This is a genomic window from Alicyclobacillus kakegawensis NBRC 103104 (assembly GCF_001552655.1).
GTDB classification, from domain to species: Bacteria; Bacillota; Bacilli; order Alicyclobacillales; family Alicyclobacillaceae; genus Alicyclobacillus_G; species Alicyclobacillus_G kakegawensis.
On record NZ_BCRP01000003.1, the window covers coordinates 54058 to 70270 of the forward strand.

Sequence of the window (16213 nt, forward strand, 5' to 3'; positions counted from 1 at the left end):
TTTCACCTCCGTACCGTAGCCGATTCCGGTGCTTGGCCCAGACCAAACGCGCGATGTAGGGCCTTCACGGCCGTCTCCATGTCCTCCCCGCGCACCAAACACCAGATGGTCGTATGCGAGTCGGCGGATTGCAACACTTCAATGCCTTCCGCAGCCAAGGCCTCGACAATGCGTGCCATCACCCCTGGGACGCCGGCCATGCCGGCACCCACCGCCGACACCTTCGCGCACCCAGGCGTCGTCTTTGCCTCCATTCCCAGGTCCCGCAGCACCGCCAGCGCGCCCGGCGCCTCCGCGTCCGGCACCGTGAACGAAATGCGCCCTGGCTCGACCGAGATAAAATCGACGCTGATGCCGTGTCGGGCCATGGCATCAAACACGTGGTGCCGGGCACCAGGTCCCTCCAGGCGGATCTGCGTTAAGTGGGGCACGTGCGCCACCCCCGTCAGCAGCCGATCCGCCACGGCCCGCGTCTCCAACACGTCTGCAGCCGGCACGACCAGGGTCCCCTCATCGTCCGAACGCGTGCTGCGTACGCGGATGGGAATGTTTTTCTGCATCGCGATTTCCACCGCTCGCGGGTGGATGACTTTGGCTCCCTGATAGGCCAGATTGCAAATCTCCGTATACGTCACCTGCGGCAACAGGCGCGCGTTTTCCACAATCCGCGGGTCCGCGGTCATGATGCCGTCGACGTCCGTGAAAATGTCCACATAGCTGGCGTCCAGCGCCACACCCAGCGCGGCCGCCGTCGTGTCGCTGCCGCCACGCCCCAGCGTCGTGACTTCGCCGGTCTCCGTGGCCCCTTGAAAGCCTGCCACCACGACAACCTTCCCGTCGCGCAGCTCTTCGCGAATCCGATCCGCCCGAATCTCGAGGATGCGCGCCCGGCCGTGCTCCGCTGTCGTCCGAATGCCCGCCTGCGGCCCGGTCAATACAGCCACTTCATGCCCTCGCCCCCGCAGCAGCGCGGCAAATACGACCGCTGAGATGACCTCCCCGCAGGACATCAGCAGATCCAGGTCGCGCGGCGGCGTCCCCTGCCGGTCGGGAATCAGGCCCAGCAAGGTATCCGTGGCGTACGGATCGCCCTGGCGGCCCATGGCGGAGACCACCACCACCACTTGATAGCCTTTAGCCAAAGCCGACTCCACGTGGCGCAGGGCTGCAAGCCGGCCATCCTCGGCGGCCACCGACGTGCCGCCGAACTTTTGCACAATCACGCTCATGACAGGGGCGCCTCCGCCACCTGTTCCCGGACGCTGCGGTTTGGATCAAGCCCGACCAACAACTCGGCAATCTGCACCGCGTTCCAGGCGGCTCCCTTGAGCAGGTTGTCCGCCACCACGAACATCAGAATCGAACGGTCATCGGCCAAACTCCGGCGGATGCGGCCCACATACGTCTCGCCCGTCCCCGCGGCCATACGCGGATGTGGATACACCCCTTCGCTCGGATTGTCGACCACGACCACGCCCTTGGCGTGCGCCAGCCGTTCCCGCACCTGCTCCGGGGTAACAGGCACTCGAAAGCGCAGCTCCACCGCCTCGGCGTGACCGTACAACACGGGCACGCGGACGGCGGTCGGACTGACCTTAAGCTGCGGCATACTTAATATCTTGCGCGATTCGTTGACCAGCTTCATCTCTTCCCGGGTGTACCCGTCCTCGACAAACACATCGCACTGGGGCAGGACGTTGAACGCCATCGGATGGGTCGCGGACTGGCCTTGGACCGGAAACAGTGTCTTTTTCACATCGCTCGGTCCGGCTTCAAGCTCCTGGCTGAGCGCGTCGATAGCCTTCTGCCCCATGCCGCTGACTGCTTGATACGTGGTCACGGTGATGCGTTCCAACCCGAAGTCAACCAGTGGCTTGACGGCCACAACCAGTTGGATGGTGGAGCAGTTTGGATTGGCGATAATGCCCTTGTGTTCCCCTGCCGCCTGCGGATTGACCTCCGGGACCACCAAGGGCACGTCCGGATCGAGACGAAAGGCGCTGCTGTTGTCGATGACCACCGCGCCCCGTTCCACCGCCAGCGGGGCATAGGTCCGGCTGGCGGCGGCACCCGCGCTGAACAGCGCGATGTCGACCCCGTCAAACGCGGACGCCGAGACGGCTTCGACGGGTACGGACTGGCCCCGAAAGGGGAGCGTCGTGCCCGCCGACCGCGGGGAAGCCAAGAGCCTCAACTCTCCAACCGGAAACCCCCTGCGTTCCAATGTATCGATCATCTTGCGGCCGACTGCGCCAGTCGCCCCCAGCACGGCCACACAATATGTCTCCTTGCGCTGCACTCGTCCCCGACTCCTTGTCCCGCAGCCCTCCCGTCAGGGAGATGTCGACGGCCGCTCCTCGCGCCACCGTTCAATCAATAGCGGCTGCAGTTGTTTTTTCTCGAGAGCGGCTTCCAACGTCTCTGGAATCAACCGCATCTGCGCTACCAACGAGTTTATTTTAACATGCGGCGCGTCTTGGCCGAACGGAACGAAGAAAATATTTTTTGTATTGAGGAGCTTGGCGAGATTGAATAGATTGAGCCCCAGTCCGTCGTTGGTCGATATGGCCAACACCACGGGCCGGTCGTTGCGCAGTGTGGCTTTCGCGGCCATGAGGACGGGAGAATCGGTGTTGGCGTTGGCCAAGCGACTGAGTGTGCTACCCGTGCATGGGGCGATGACCAGGCTGTCCAGGCGCTTGCTCGGCCCCAGCGGCTCCGCCTCGGGAATGGTCCGTATGCCCTGTTGACCGGTCACAGCCTCGATTCGTTCCGCCCACTCTCCCGCTTCCCCAAACCGTGTGCCGACGCCCAGCACGGTGTTGGAGAAGACAGGCACGACCGTGGCGCCCATGGCCACCAGCCGTTCCACCTCCGGAAACACCTCGGCGTATGTGCAATGCGACCCCGTCACGGCAAACCCGATGGTCTTTCCCTTGACCTCCACACACAATCCCTCCTCAATTGGCGGCCAGAAGCCGGCACACGCTGGCGGCGATAATCCGCCCTGCTGTCTTGGGTGCCACCAGCCCCGGCAGACTCGGCGTCAGAATCGCCTTCATGCCACGCCGTTCCGCGTAGCGAAAGTCCGTGCCGCCCGGCTTGGAGGCGATATCGATAATCACGGTCTGACGCGGCATCACCTTCAACACCTCGGCGGTCAGGATGGGCGCGGGCACCGTATTGAACACCACATCGATGTCGCGCACCGCCGCCTCCAGTCCATTCATGGCCGCCGGCTCCAAGCCCATCTCGATAATTCGCGCCAAATCCGCCGTGTCACGGGCAGCCACACGAACCTTCGCCCCCAAGGCGGCCGCGGTCCTGGAAAGCGTTTGGCCGCAACGGCCAAAACCAACCACCAGAACCCGGGACCCGTGCAGGGTGATGTCCGTATGCTGCATCGCCAAGGCGATGGCCCCTTCGGCCGTGGGAATGGAGTTGAGAATGGCCACCTCATCCAACTCCATCAGCTTCACCAGCCGCAGGCCGGCCGACTGACACCATTGCTCAAGGACAGGCCGAGCGATGCCGGAGAAGACAAAGGTCCCTGGTTTGGCGGCTCGGAACAAGTCCTCACGCAGGTAGATGGGGTCATCCGCAAAGTGGCTGTCGACGCGACCGTCGTCCTCCATGCCCGCCACCGGCAGGACAATCGCGTCCACCTGGCTGAACACCGGATCCGACAGCGTTACGTGACGGATGTCCGGGAAGGACCTGGACAACTGGTCAAAGCCAATCAGCGCCACGCTCCCGTCCGATTCAATCACCTGCGCGATCACCTCGACCATGCGCGCGTCTCCCCCGATGAACAGCACCTGGCGGCCTGTCAGCATCCGCCATCGCCCCCTTTGCCACTGGGTCGATGCAATCTATGAGCGAACGCCCATCAAGGTGCTGCCGCCCACATGAAGAAAGCCCGACTGATGGGTCCATGGCGTGGCCTTCCCCTCAGTCGGGCTTGGATGCAATCTGACGTTTTAAGACGGTGCCCGGCCGCCTACGGCCGCACCCCTGTGGAACCAAATCCGCCCTCCCCCCGCTCCGTCTGTACGAACACATCCGTGGCTTCCAGTACGGCCCGGTGCACGGGGGCAAAGACCATCTGCGCGACGCGGTCCCCTGGCTCAATCGTGACCGCCTCGCTGCCAAAATTCATCAACAACACCATCACCTCGCCCGTGTAGTCACTGTCGATGACACCGACGCCATTGGGCAGGGCCAGGCCGTGCCGGAGCGCCAGACCGCTGCGGGCGTAAACCAAAGCCACGGCACACGGGTTGAGAATCTGGATGGCGATGCCTGTCGGGACCTTGACCCGCTCACCGGGTGCCACCGTGATGGCGGCAGGCAGGCAGGCGTGCAGGTCCATCCCGGCTGCCCCCGCCGTGGCGTACTTGGGGAGATACTCGGGTCGGAAGTGCGGGGACACGACGCGGTATTTGACGCGAATTTCAGCCATCCGCGTCACCTCACCCAGCGTGCGAACCGGCTGTCCGTCACCGGCCCGACCGCGGCCAAGGCAAAGTCCTGTTGCAGCAGCCACGCAGCCATCGCCTTCACGTCCGCCACGGTCACGCCGTTGATTCGGGCCAAGGTCTCATCCAGCGGGACTTCGCGCCCCAACACCAACTCATTCTTGCCCAGTCGGCTCATGCGACTGCTCGTGCTTTCCAGGCTGAGCATGATGGAGCTCTTTACCTGCTGCTTGCACTTCTGCAGTTCATTGTCTGTCAAACCTTTTTTGGCCAAATCCTCGCAAATGGCGTAGATCCGCTCCAGCACAGTGTCCACGTGTTCAGGCGAGGTGCCTGTGTACACCCCGAACATGCCGCAATCCTGATAGGCCGAATGGAACGAGAACACGGAATACGCGAGGCCACGCTCTTCCCGAATCTCCTGAAACAGTTTGGAACTGGGCGCGCTGCCAAGGGCGTTGTTGAGCAGAATGAGCGGATACAGACGTTCGTCGCCCGCAGCCAGCCCTGGAGCGGCCAAACAGATGTGGACCTGCTCGATGTCCTTCTCCCGAACGGTCACGCGGGCGTCGAAGCTGGGCGGAGAGACCTCCGCCGTCCTCTGGGCTGAGGCCGCAAAGGCCCGCCCAAACAGCCGCCGGACCGTATCCACCGCCCGGTCCTCGGGGATGTTGCCGGCAATGGCCACCACCACCCGCTCGGGGCGGTAATGACTCGCCACGTATTCCAGCAAATCCGCTCGGGTGAACGCCAGCAGATTGTCTTCCAGGCCGAGAATCGTATATCCCAAAGGATGATCGCGATACGCCCCCTCCGCGATGACGTCCATCACCAACTCGTCAGGGGTGTCCTCGTACATGCGGATCTCTTCAAGAATAACTTTCTTTTCCTTTTCCATCTCTTCTGGGTAGAATTGGGAATCAAAAAACATGTCGGCCAGGGTCTCAATCGCCGTGTCGAAGTGTTCATCCAAAACCTTGGCATAAAAGCAGGTGTACTCTTTCGAAGTGAACGCGTTGACATGCCCGCCAATTTCGTCAAACAACATGGCCAATTCCCTGGCCGAGAGACGATGGGTCCCCTTGAACAACATGTGTTCAAGAAAGTGGCTGATGCCGTTGTTGTTCTTAGTCTCAAAGCGTGAACCCGTGCCAATCCAAATCCCCATGCTCACCGAACGCATGCTGGGGATCTCCTCGCCCACGACACGCACTCCGTTATCCAACACGACTCGGTACGTCACTCCGCAGCCTCCCTGGGGTCAAGGCGACCGATGGAACGGACGCCTGCATCTGCCAGACTAACTATAGCAGACCGCCAATCCTCATCTCAACAAATCGGGAGGGGCTGTGGCCGGCTGTTCGCGCACCACCTGATCGACCGTTTTGAAGCTGTAGCCCTGCTCGCGCAGCCCGGCGATGATCTGTGGGAGTGCCTCCACGGTGGGCTTGGTGGGGTGCATCAGCAGGAGCATGCCGGGCTCGGCATGCGCCAACGCCCGCCCGGCAATGGCAGAGGCCGGAGGTCGACGCCAGTCCACGGTGTCCACCGTCCACAACACCGTGTAGCACCCGTATTGGCGAGCCAGTTTGACCAGCCGTTGGTCGTAACTTCCAGCCGGCGGAGCCAGCAAGTCCACGCGCACCCCTGTCGCCTGCTCAATGCGTTCTCGGGAGCCAGCAACCTGTGCGGTCAACTGCCCGGTGGACAGCTTGCGAAAATCGGGGTGCCCGCTGCCGTGGCTGCCGATGTCCATGCCCGCCCGCGCAATCTCCGACGACAGCTGCGGGTGCTTTTCCACCCACGCTCCGTCCAAGAAGAACGTCGCCTTCACGCCTTCCGCCGTCAACGTCTGCAAGACCGCGGGGATGTACTCCTCGCCCCACGACACATTGAACATCAAACAGGCCGACTTTTCCTCGCGCGGACCGCGGTAAATCGGCTCCGCCGGCAGATCCGCCAAGCGCACGCGAGGAGCCACCGTCCTCCATACCATATGAAGGTGGCCATCCTGTCGCAACCGGGTCTCGCGGACGCTGCCCGCCACGTCCAGCCGCCAACCGGACAGGCCGGGTATCGCGTGCCACACCCTATCTACTTGCGCGTTCACAGCGGGCCGGCCCCACTTCTCTCCCAGGGTCTGCAATTCAACCTCCATGTCTTTGTCCTTGGCGCTCGCCTGAGAAACAGTTCCTGCACAAACAACCCAACACGCAGTCAGGCACGCGAGCATGCGCAACCGGCGGCGTCCCATACAGATTCCCCCTCGCACGTCTTGTATCGAGGGTTAGCTTGTCCCGAATCGAAAAAATCCCTCCGAACGGGCGGAAGGATTCTTGCGGTCCACAAGACATGCATATGGAGGAAACAAGCGAAGACGGCCGGCCCGGCTTATCCGTGGCTGGCCAGGTTGCCAGACCGCTGGCGCTGGCGCAAAACTTCCTTGCGGGAAAGGTTGATGCGCCCCTGGCTGTCGATGTCCGTCACTTTTACGGTGATTTCATCCCCCACCTTACAGATATCCTCCACCTTGGCCACACGGCCCACGTCCAGTTGCGAAATGTGAACCAGGCCCTCTTTGCCAGGGAGAATCTCCACGAACGCGCCATACTTCTCCACTCGGGTTACGCGGCCCACGTAAGTGGCGCCTACCTCAACCTCACGCACAATATCCAGTATCTGCTGTTTCGCGCGTTCAGCCCCTTCGGCATCCACTCCCGAAATGAAGATGCGACCGTCCTGTTCAATGTCAATTTTCACGCCCGTATCCTCGATGATCTTGTTGATGACGCGCCCACCGGGCCCTATCACGTCGCGAATCTTATCCGGATTGATGCGCACCGTGATCACCCTCGGAGCGTAGCGGGACAGCTCGCCGCGCGGTTGGCCGATGGCCGCCAGCATCTTCTCCAGGATGAACATCCGCCCCTGGCGCGCCTGCTCCAGCGCCCGTTCCAGAATCCCCCGCGTGATCCCGGAGATCTTGATGTCCATCTGCAAGGCCGTGACCCCCTGGGCCGTGCCGGCCACCTTAAAGTCCATGTCGCCCAAGTGGTCCTCCAATCCCTGGATGTCCGTCAAAATGGCCACCTGGCCGTTTTCCTCCACCAGACCCATGGCAATCCCGGCCACTGGCGCCTTGATAGGCACGCCTGCGTCCATCAAAGCCATCGTGCTGCCGCAGATGCTCGCTTGGGACGTGGAACCGTTGGACTCCAACACTTCCGACACGACACGAATGGCGTACGGGAATTCGTCTGGGGACGGAATCACCGGATCTAGCGCCCGTTCCCCCAGGGCCCCATGGCCGATGTCCCGACGGCTGGGGGCCCGCAGCGGCCGCGCTTCCCCGACACTGAACGGCGGGAAGTTGTAATGATGCATGTAGCGGTTGGATTCCTCCAAATCCAAACCGTCGAGGATCTGCTCATCTCCGAGCGCCCCCAGGGTGCACACCGACAGCGCCTGCGTCTGCCCCCGCGTGAACAGACCGGAGCCGTGCGCCCGTGGCAACAGTCCCACCTCGCAGGAAATGGGGCGGATTTCGTTCAACTTGCGACCGTCCGGACGGATGCCTTCATAGATGATGGCCCGCCGCACTTCCTCTTTGAGGATGTCGTGCAACACCTCGTCGATGTCCTTCGCCTGCTCTGGGTAGTCTTCCGCCAACTGGGCCTGCACCCGTTCTCCAACTTCGGCGACCGCCGCTTCGCGGGCCTGCTTGTCCGGGTTCCGGATGGCACCTTTGATGTCCTCGGTCGCCAGCTCTCGTACCCGCCTCTCCAGCTCGGGGTCCACAACGTGCAGTTCCACTTCCCGTTTAGGCTTGGCCACGTCCTGTGCAAACGTTTCGATTTCCGCGATGACCTGCTTCACCGACTCATGCCCGAACAGGATGGCCTCCAGCATCTCCGGCTCCGGAACCTGATTGGCCCCCGCTTCCACCATGACAATCGCGTCCTTGGTGCCGGCCACCGTCAGGTGCATGTCGCTTTGTTCCGCTTCCTGGACCGTAGGGTTGATAACCAGCCGCCCGTCCACCCTGCCGACAATCACGCCCCCAATCGGCCCGTCAAACGGTATGTCAGAAATCGTCAGGGCGGCCGAGGTCCCAATCATCGCCGCAATCTCGGGGGCGCAATCCTGATCCACGGACAGGACCATGGTCACCACCTGGACCTCGTTGCGAAACCCTTTCGGAAACAGCGGCCGGATGGGACGGTCAATCAAGCGCGCGGCCAGAATCGCCTTCTCGCTCGGGCGTCCCTCGCGCTTGATAAACCCGCCGGGAATCTTCCCCACCGCGTAGAAACGCTCCTCATAGTTGACCGTGAGTGGAAAAAAATCGAGTTCCTTGGGCTCCTGCGAGGCGGTCACCGTGGCGAGCACGACCGTGTCGCCGTAGCGCACCGTCACAGCAGCCGTCGCTTGTTTTGCCAGCTTGCCGGTCTCAAGAACACACTTGCGGCCGGCAAGCTCAAATTCGTGCTGCTTCACCATACCGTTCAAAAATCCCCTTTCGCACCTGCATCGAGCGGTCCATCGGATGAATTCGGCCTTGTCCTAGCATTTCCTTCCGCTTACGAGACCAAGCCGACTCCTGTCGCCCGGCCGCTTCCGAAAAACATCCATGACCGATATAAACAAGGCGGGCCGAAGCCCGCCTCAATACCCGCTTACCGCCGCAGGCCCAACGCCTGAATCAGTTCACGGTAACGATTGATATCCTTCTTCCGGAGGTAGTTCAACAAATTCCGGCGATGGCCGATCATCTTGTACAACCCGCGCCGGGAATGATGGTCCTTCTTGTGCACTCGGAAATGCTCGGTCAAGTCGTTGATGCGCTCCGTCAAAAGGGCAATCTGCACCTCCGGGGAGCCCGTGTCTGACTCATGGGTGCGGAACCGTTCCACAATTTCACGTTTGCGTTCTTGGCTCAACAACCTCTATCCCTCCAAAAGTCTGCCGCGAGAATCCCTGTTACCGAAGAGAGCGTCTGGAGGCAACGACAGTCCGCGGCACAGTTTATGCGGGCAGATTACATTGGTCATACTGCATTAGAATACCACGAATCCATATCATGTGTAAAGCTCAATTTCCACGGACGCCCAGCATATCCTTGACTTTCGCAACGTCCTGCGCAATCTGCGCGCGCAGTTCCTCCAGCCCGGCAAACTTCCGCTCCTCCCGCACACGCCTCAGGAAGGACACGGTCAGAATCCGGTCGTACAAATCTTGCCGCACCCCAAACAGGTGCGCTTCCAAACGAAACTCCCGGCCATCAACCGTAGGACGGTAGCCTGCGTTCAGCACGCCGAACCAGTTTCTTCTGCGCGTGTGCTCCCGCCGCTCCCGCCCCGACTCGTCCCATTCGACCGACACCGCGTAGACGCCGGGCGCGGGCAGCACGTATTCATCCAGCAACTCCAAGTTTGCGGTGGGGAAACCGATGGTCCGCCCACGCGCATCCCCATGCACCACCCGACCTTGGATTCGGTAGGGGCGCCCCAACAAAGCCTCCGCCGCCTCCACCCGGCCGTGGGCCAAGTGCTCGCGAATGTGAGAGCTGCTCACCTTGAGACCGTTCTCCTCCACGTGGCTCACCACGCTCACGGGGACGCCCAGTTCTTCGCACAGGCGGCGCAGGTCCTCCACATCCGCGCGCCCGCCTTGACCAAAATGAAAGTCCGATCCCACCACCACGCGGCAGGGGCGCAGCGGACCCAGGTGGTCACGCACAAAAGTTTCGGCCGAGGTCTTGGCGTAGGTGCGGGAAAACTCCACCATGTACAGCGCATCGACTCCGAGCGCCCTCATTTGCCGCACCTTTTCTGCATACGGCGTCAGGGAAGCCCGGTATTCTTCCCGACCACCGAGCACCCAGGCGGGATGGGGCCAGAGGCTGTACACGGCCAGTTCCGCCTGCGGCTCAGCCTGTCGGGCGGCCTGCAGAATCGCCTGGTGACCGATGTGCACACCGTCAAACTTGCCAATCGCAATCACACACGCCCGGTCGCGTGCCGGGGGCCTGTCCTTGACGTCAATTACTTGCATGGCACGCCCTTCTTCCAGAAAACTTTCCGCGGCCGAATCCAACTACGCCCAGCTTCGCGGTGAACCCGCCCCACTGCCAGCAAACTCCCATCCGCCGCCATGACCGCCACGTCCCCCGCTGCCTCCGCCGTCCCCACATCCATTCCCGGCGGCAAGGGTACAGCCTGTCCGTGCGCCAGCCGCTGGCACTGCTCATCTCGAAGACGCAGGTGCGGCAGCGCGGCGACAGCCTCCTCCATCGGCAACAGCGCCCGCGCTGGGTCTGCTGCGTTCTCCCACTCCGAGAGCTGGACCGCCTGCCCCAGATCAAACCGCCCTGACCGGGTTCTCCGCAGCGCTCCCATGTGAGCCGGCAGACCAAGGGCCTCGCCCCAGTCTCTGCACAACGAACGGATATACGTACCTGTAGAACACACCACACGAAACCACGCGCGCGCCTCATCCCCGGCTGTGAAGGAAACAACCTCCAGATTGGTGATCTGCACGCGCCGCAGCGGCAGCTGCATGGCCTCGCCCCGCCGCGCCCGCTCGTACGCGCGCTGGCCGTCAATATGTACTGCCGAGTAGGCGGGGACTCGTTGGTCGTAACCCCCGACAAACCGGCGCGCCGCCGCCTGCACCGCTTCCACCCGCAGATGGCGTGCCGAGGCGGACGTCACCACGCGACCGCTGGCATCGTCGGTATCCGTGGCTCGACCGAACACCACTTCGCCGTCGTACGCCTTCTCCGCGGCCGAGACGTACTCCAACAGGCGTGTGGCGTCGCCCACGCACAGCACCAATACCCCAGTGGCGTCCGGATCGAGCGTACCAGCGTGGCCGATCTTGCGGATTCCGAGCCGCCGTCTTGCCCTGGCCACCACATCATGGGAGGTTATCCCCGCAGGCTTGTCCACCACAAGAATGCCGTGCACCATCCGTCCATCATCCCCGTCACGCGCGGCCTAACTCGGTGGCGACCGCCACTGTCAGCCTGTTCATCGCCTCAGCCAACGGCAGCCCCAGCGTGCAGCCGGCAGCCCGGACATGGCCGCCACCGCCAAACTCCTGGGCAATCTTGGCCACATCCACCCGCCGCTTGGAACGCAGGGACACCTTCACCTTGCCGTCCGGCGTCTCCCGGAACAGCATCCCGACCTCCACCGTGTCGACGCTGCGCGCGAACCCCACCAAACCCTCCGCGTCGTCGTCGTCGGCGCCCGCCTCCGCCAACATAGCGCGGGTCACATACAGGGTGGCCAGGCGCCCGTCTTCCTGCAGGCGCAAATTGGCCAGAGCCGACTGCAGCAACCGCATCTGCGGCCAAGTGCGCGATTCCAGCGCCGGCTCCGCCACATCGTAGGGCTGTACACCGCTGGCCAGCAGTTCGGCCGCAATCTCGTGCACCTCACGGGTCGTGTTGGGCAGCGAGAAGCCCCCCGTATCGGTTAACAAGCCGGTATAGAGGCAAGTCGCCAACGCCTCGGACAAGGGCAACCCCAGCTGGCGAGCCACGTGATACAGCAGTTCGCAGGTGGCCGCCGCCTGCGGGTCCACATAGTTGGCGGCACCGTAACGAGGATTCGTCTGGTGGTGATCGATGTTGACCACGAGCGCCTCGTCGGCAATGTAGGCAGACACGCCCTCGTACCGCCCCTGGTCAGCGCAATCCAGCGCAATCACCTGCTGAAATTGTCGATCCGTCCGTTCCCCGGCCACCTGGGCCTTGGCGAACCCGGGCAAGTAGGAGAAGCGCCGCGGCATTGGCTCCGCGACGAGCAGCCGCCACGACTTGCCCAGACTGGACAGCATCTCGGCCATCGCGAAGGCGCTGCCCAAAGCGTCCCCATCGGGCCGCTCGTGGGTGACAATCAGCCAGTCGTCCCGCTTCGCAATCACCTCCGCGACCTGCTGCAAATCGGCCGCTTGACGCGGGGCCGGATTCCACATGCGCTCACGCCTCCCCTTGCGAGTCCTTCTTGAGCTCCCGCAGCACGCTCTCTATCCGCGCGCTGTAAGCCCCCGATTCATCAAGCTTGAACACCAATTCCGGCGTCAGACGGAGATGCAGGCGACGGGCCAACTCCCCACGCAGATAGCCGGTCAACTTGCTGAGGGCGGACAAGGTGTGCCGTTTCGTCTCCTCGTCTCCCAGCACGCTGACGTACGCCTTCACATGCTGCAGGTCGTTGGCCACCTCCACCCGCGTCAGGGTTGCGAACCCCACGCGCGGGTCCTTCACCTCCGAACGCATCAAGGCGGCCAGTTCCTTTTTCATCTGTTCAGCCACACGCTGAGCGCGCAGACGAGCCAATGTCTTCAGCCTCCTTCGTCCAGGCGACGGACGCACTCCGGCCGCCAAGGGGTTCAACATCGACTAGGCTTTCTTGACCGCCTCCATCTTAAAGGCCTCCACCACGTCGCCAACCTTGATGTCATGGAAGCGGTCCAGGGTCAAGCCGCACTCAAAGCCCTGTGCGACCTCGCGCACATCGTCCTTGAACCGTTTCAACGAATCGAGCGCCCCTTCGTACACAACAACCCCATCGCGGATGACGCGCGCCTCCGCGTCGCGGGTCATCTTGCCGTCGGTCACGTAGCAGCCGGCCACGGTGCCCACCCGTGAGATCTTGAACACTTCGCGGACCTCCGCGTGTCCAAGCACGACCTCCTGAAATTCCGGATCCAGCATGCCTTTCATGGCGGCCTCCAGCTCTTCGGTGACATTGTAAATCACCCGGTACAGGCGAATGTCCACCTTCTCCGCCTCAGCCACCCGGCGGGCGTTCGCGTCCGGGCGCACGTGGAAGCCGATGATGACCGCGTTCGAGGCTTTGGCCAGCAAGACGTCGTTTTCGTTGATGGCGCCGGCTCCTTTGTGAATCACCTTGACCCGCACGCCCTCGACGTCAATCTTCTCAATCGCGCCGACGACCGCTTCCACCGACCCCTGAACATCGGCCTTCACGACAACGTTCAATTCTTTGACGCCGCCCTCCTGGATCTGCCGATACAAATCGTTCAAGGTGACGCGAGCGGATTGCTCCATCTGGGCCGCGCGCTCGCGGTTCAAACGCTTTTGCACCAAGGCCCTGGCGGCCCGTTCATCGTCATACACCACAAACCGGTCGCCGGCGCTCGGAACATCGCCCAAGCCCTGAATTTCCACCGGTGTGGAGGGACCCGCCTCCTTAATCCGCTTGCCGCGGTCATTGACCATCGCCCGTACGCGGCCATAGGTGGTCCCGGCCACGACGATTTGCCCCACTTTCAGCGTGCCATTTTGCACCAGGACAGTGGCGACCGGGCCCCGGCCTTTATCCAGCTTGGCCTCAATCACCGTCCCGCGAGGCCTCGCATCCGGATTGGCCTTCAATTCCTGGATGTCGGCCACCAACAGGACCATCTCCAGCAGGGTGTCCAGGCCTTCCTGTTTGAGCGCGGAGATCTCCACGAAGATGGTGTCGCCGCCCCACTCCTCCGGGACCAACTCGTACTGGGTCAACTCCTGCTTGACCCGGTCCGGATTCGCCCCCGGCTTATCGATCTTATTCACGGCCACAAGAATCGGCACGTTGGCCGCCTTCGCATGGTTGATGGCTTCTACCGTCTGCGGCATCACTCCGTCGTCCGCCGCGACCACCAGGATGGTGACGTCGGTCACCTGCGCGCCGCGCGCACGCATGGTGGTAAACGCCTCGTGCCCTGGTGTATCCAGGAACGTGATGCGGCGACCGTCGATTTCCACCTGGTAGGCCCCGATGTGCTGCGTAATGCCGCCTGACTCCGAAGCGGCAACCCGGCTGTGGCGAATCGCGTCCAAGAGCGTGGTCTTGCCGTGGTCCACGTGCCCCATGATCGTGACCACCGGCGGCCGCGGGCGCAGATCTTCCGGATTGTCCTCGGTCACCAGCATGTCGATGGCCTCTTCGTCAGCCGGCTCGACAATCTCCAGCTCCACGCCAAATTCGCCGGCTATTAACTCCATCGCATCGGTGTCGATCTCCTGGTTGATCGTCGCCATGATGCCCAGGAACAACAATTTTTTGATGATCTCGGAAGCTTCCCGGTGCAGCAGCTTCGCAAAATCCCCGACCGACATCGGCCCTTCAACCGTGACTTTGGTCGGCAGCGGCTGACGATTCCCATTGCCTTGTCCGCGCCGGCGAGACCCGCTCTGACGCTGCAGAAGCTTCTCCTCGTTGAACTGCTCCTTGCGGTCAAACTGGTCTTTGTCGGGCCGCTCCTTGTCCTTGCGCCCCGTCACCGGCTTGCTTTGATTCCCCGTGACCGGCGCCGGCGGAATGGGAGTGGGCCGACCAAAACCACCGCCTGGCCGACCGCCGGGTCGACCTCCCGGCCGGCCGCCACGGCCGCCCCCTGCAGCGCCGCCAGGACGCGGCCCCGCTCCCCGGCGTTCACCTGGCCTATCGGAGGGACGCCTATCCGACCGCCCTCCGCCGACGCCGTCCGACCGGCGGTCACTGGTACGCTCGTCCCGGCGTCCATCGCCGCCCGGCCGGCCGCCGTAATCTCCGGCAGGCCGACCATTGCGGGGGTAACCCCCTGATCGCGCGGGCGCTTGCGCAGCTGAACCGTCCGCGCCCCCCGCCTGCGTCCGGACCGTTCCCGCCGCACCCTCGGCGCGCGCGGGCTGCCGGCTCCGCTCGTCAAAGGAGCGCCCCCTGTCCCGCTGCGGCATCCCCGATCCCGCGGGATTCCGGCCGTCCCGGCGAGCCGTCTGCCCTTCCCGGCCATTGTACCGGTTGCGCGTCGAAGCCCCGCCTTGCCGGTCGGAATCGACCTGCGCCTGTTGACGGGCCGCCCGCTCCCGGTTCCGCTGCTTCTCCCGCAGTTCACGTTCCACTTCGCTGGCGTGCCGCTCAGCCGCCCGCCGCTTGACGTCGCGAAAGAACTGCTCCACCTTCTCCACCATGTCGTTGTCCATCACGCTCATGTGATTGGCCACCGGAACATCCAGCCGATTCAATATGGTAATAATTTCCTTGCTCGACATGTTCAACTGCTTCGCGTATTCATAGACCCTCAGTTTCGTCAAAAGCTTCACCTCCGTAAATTGCCAGCAGAGAGCGCCGCAGCCGCTCGGCAAAGGCTGCATCCAACACGGCCGCCACGACCACGGCCCTGCGCCCCAGTGCCCGTCCGAACATATCCTTGTCGGGTCCCCGCAGTAATGGCACTTGGTAATACGTACACTTGTCGCGGAATTTCTTCGCGACGTTCGCCCCCGCGTCCCCCGCCAGCACGACCAATTGCGCCTGCCGCGCCCGAACTGCCGCCAGCGCAGCCTCGGAACCTACCCGCATCCGGCCGGCCCGCATGGCCAGTCCAAGCCAATTGTTGAGTGTCCGAAGTTCGCTCGCAGCAAGGGCCGGCGTCGGCTCCGTCGGGTCATCCATCGCCGTTCCCTCCCTGCAAGCGAGCTTCCAGGTCATCGTAGATGCCGGCCGGCACCGGGTTCTTCAGCGCGCGCTCCAACGCTTTGCGCTTGCGCGCTTGCCGCAGGCATTCAGGCCGTCCGCACAGGTACGCCCCCCGACCGTTGCGCTTGCCGGTCGCGTCGAGCACAATCTCCCCTTCTGGAGTCAGCACAACGCGGATGAGCTCGCGCTTGGGGAACATCTCCTGACATCCGACACACTTGCGCAGGGGCACCTTCCGCTGCCGTTGCACACGCATCC

16 protein-coding genes are annotated in these 16213 nt (G+C 63.1%); all 16 read right to left on the reverse strand.

Going from position 1 to position 16213, the window contains the following annotated elements; all coding sequences use genetic code 11:
* Nucleotides 1-2: 2 nt before the first annotated feature.
* The 16 genes from dapG to rnpM all read right to left on the reverse strand — a co-directional run bounded on the left by dapG (nt 3) and on the right by rnpM (nt 16205).
* Entirely contained in the window at nt 3-1229 is a 1227-nt protein-coding gene (dapG, locus tag AK2_RS03065) for an aspartate kinase (RefSeq protein WP_067931319.1), read from the reverse strand.
* Nucleotides 1226-2299, reverse strand: a complete 1074-nt coding sequence (locus AK2_RS03070; RefSeq protein ID WP_067931321.1) for an aspartate-semialdehyde dehydrogenase — start codon at nt 2297-2299, stop codon at nt 1226-1228. Before AK2_RS03070 ends, dapG begins: the two co-directional genes overlap by 4 nt.
* Nucleotides 2300-2332: 33 nt before the next feature.
* Nucleotides 2333-2947 carry a dipicolinate synthase subunit B gene (locus tag AK2_RS03075; RefSeq protein ID WP_067931324.1) on the reverse strand — a complete coding sequence of 205 codons (615 nt, stop codon included), beginning with the start codon at nt 2945-2947 and terminating at the stop codon, nt 2333-2335.
* 13 nt (nt 2948-2960) lie between these two features.
* Nucleotides 2961-3836: a dipicolinate synthase subunit DpsA gene (dpsA, locus tag AK2_RS03080; RefSeq protein ID WP_067931325.1), complete on the reverse strand. Its 876-nt coding sequence runs from the start codon at nt 3834-3836 to the stop codon at nt 2961-2963.
* Nucleotides 3837-4000: 164 nt separating this feature from the next.
* Nucleotides 4001-4462, reverse strand: coding sequence for a dUTP diphosphatase (dut, locus tag AK2_RS03085; protein ID WP_067931328.1), 462 nt, complete (start codon nt 4460-4462; stop codon nt 4001-4003).
* A 5-nt stretch (nt 4463-4467) separates the two neighbouring features.
* The gene (locus AK2_RS03090) at nt 4468-5721 is read right to left on the reverse strand and encodes a M16 family metallopeptidase (protein ID WP_083520801.1); all 1254 of its coding nucleotides are present in this window, start codon (nt 5719-5721) and stop codon (nt 4468-4470) included.
* 81 nt (nt 5722-5802) lie between these two features.
* Entirely contained in the window at nt 5803-6732 is a 930-nt protein-coding gene (locus AK2_RS03095; RefSeq protein WP_067931330.1) for a polysaccharide deacetylase family protein, read from the reverse strand.
* A gap of 137 nt (nt 6733-6869) precedes the next feature.
* Nucleotides 6870-8978: a polyribonucleotide nucleotidyltransferase gene (locus AK2_RS03100; protein ID WP_067931332.1), complete on the reverse strand. Its 2109-nt coding sequence runs from the start codon at nt 8976-8978 to the stop codon at nt 6870-6872.
* A 176-nt stretch (nt 8979-9154) separates the two neighbouring features.
* Nucleotides 9155-9421 carry a 30S ribosomal protein S15 gene (gene rpsO, locus AK2_RS03105; protein ID WP_067931334.1) on the reverse strand — a complete coding sequence of 89 codons (267 nt, stop codon included), beginning with the start codon at nt 9419-9421 and terminating at the stop codon, nt 9155-9157.
* A 148-nt stretch (nt 9422-9569) separates the two neighbouring features.
* Complete coding sequence (locus tag AK2_RS03110; protein ID WP_067931336.1) at nt 9570-10532, reverse strand: bifunctional riboflavin kinase/FAD synthetase; 963 nt, start codon at nt 10530-10532, stop codon at nt 9570-9572.
* On the reverse strand, nt 10523-11449 hold the full coding sequence (gene truB / locus AK2_RS03115; RefSeq protein ID WP_067931338.1) for a tRNA pseudouridine(55) synthase TruB: 927 nt from the start codon (nt 11447-11449) through the stop codon (nt 10523-10525). Before truB ends, AK2_RS03110 begins: the two co-directional genes overlap by 10 nt.
* A 16-nt stretch (nt 11450-11465) precedes the next feature.
* A complete protein-coding gene (locus tag AK2_RS03120; protein WP_067931340.1) occupies nt 11466-12461 on the reverse strand; it encodes a DHH family phosphoesterase in 996 nt (331 codons plus the stop codon).
* Between the two features lie 4 nt (nt 12462-12465).
* Nucleotides 12466-12825, reverse strand: coding sequence for a 30S ribosome-binding factor RbfA (rbfA, locus tag AK2_RS03125; protein ID WP_067931342.1), 360 nt, complete (start codon nt 12823-12825; stop codon nt 12466-12468).
* A gap of 63 nt (nt 12826-12888) precedes the next feature.
* Nucleotides 12889-15528 (reverse strand): translation initiation factor IF-2, encoded by a 2640-nt coding sequence (gene infB / locus AK2_RS03130; protein ID WP_369406114.1) that lies wholly within the window; start codon nt 15526-15528, stop codon nt 12889-12891.
* 19 nt (nt 15529-15547) lie between these two features.
* Complete coding sequence (locus AK2_RS03135; protein WP_067931346.1) at nt 15548-15931, reverse strand: L7Ae/L30e/S12e/Gadd45 family ribosomal protein; 384 nt, start codon at nt 15929-15931, stop codon at nt 15548-15550.
* Entirely contained in the window at nt 15924-16205 is a 282-nt protein-coding gene (gene rnpM / locus AK2_RS03140) for an RNase P modulator RnpM (protein WP_067931348.1), read from the reverse strand. Before rnpM ends, AK2_RS03135 begins: the two co-directional genes overlap by 8 nt.
* Nucleotides 16206-16213: the final 8 nt, after the last annotated feature.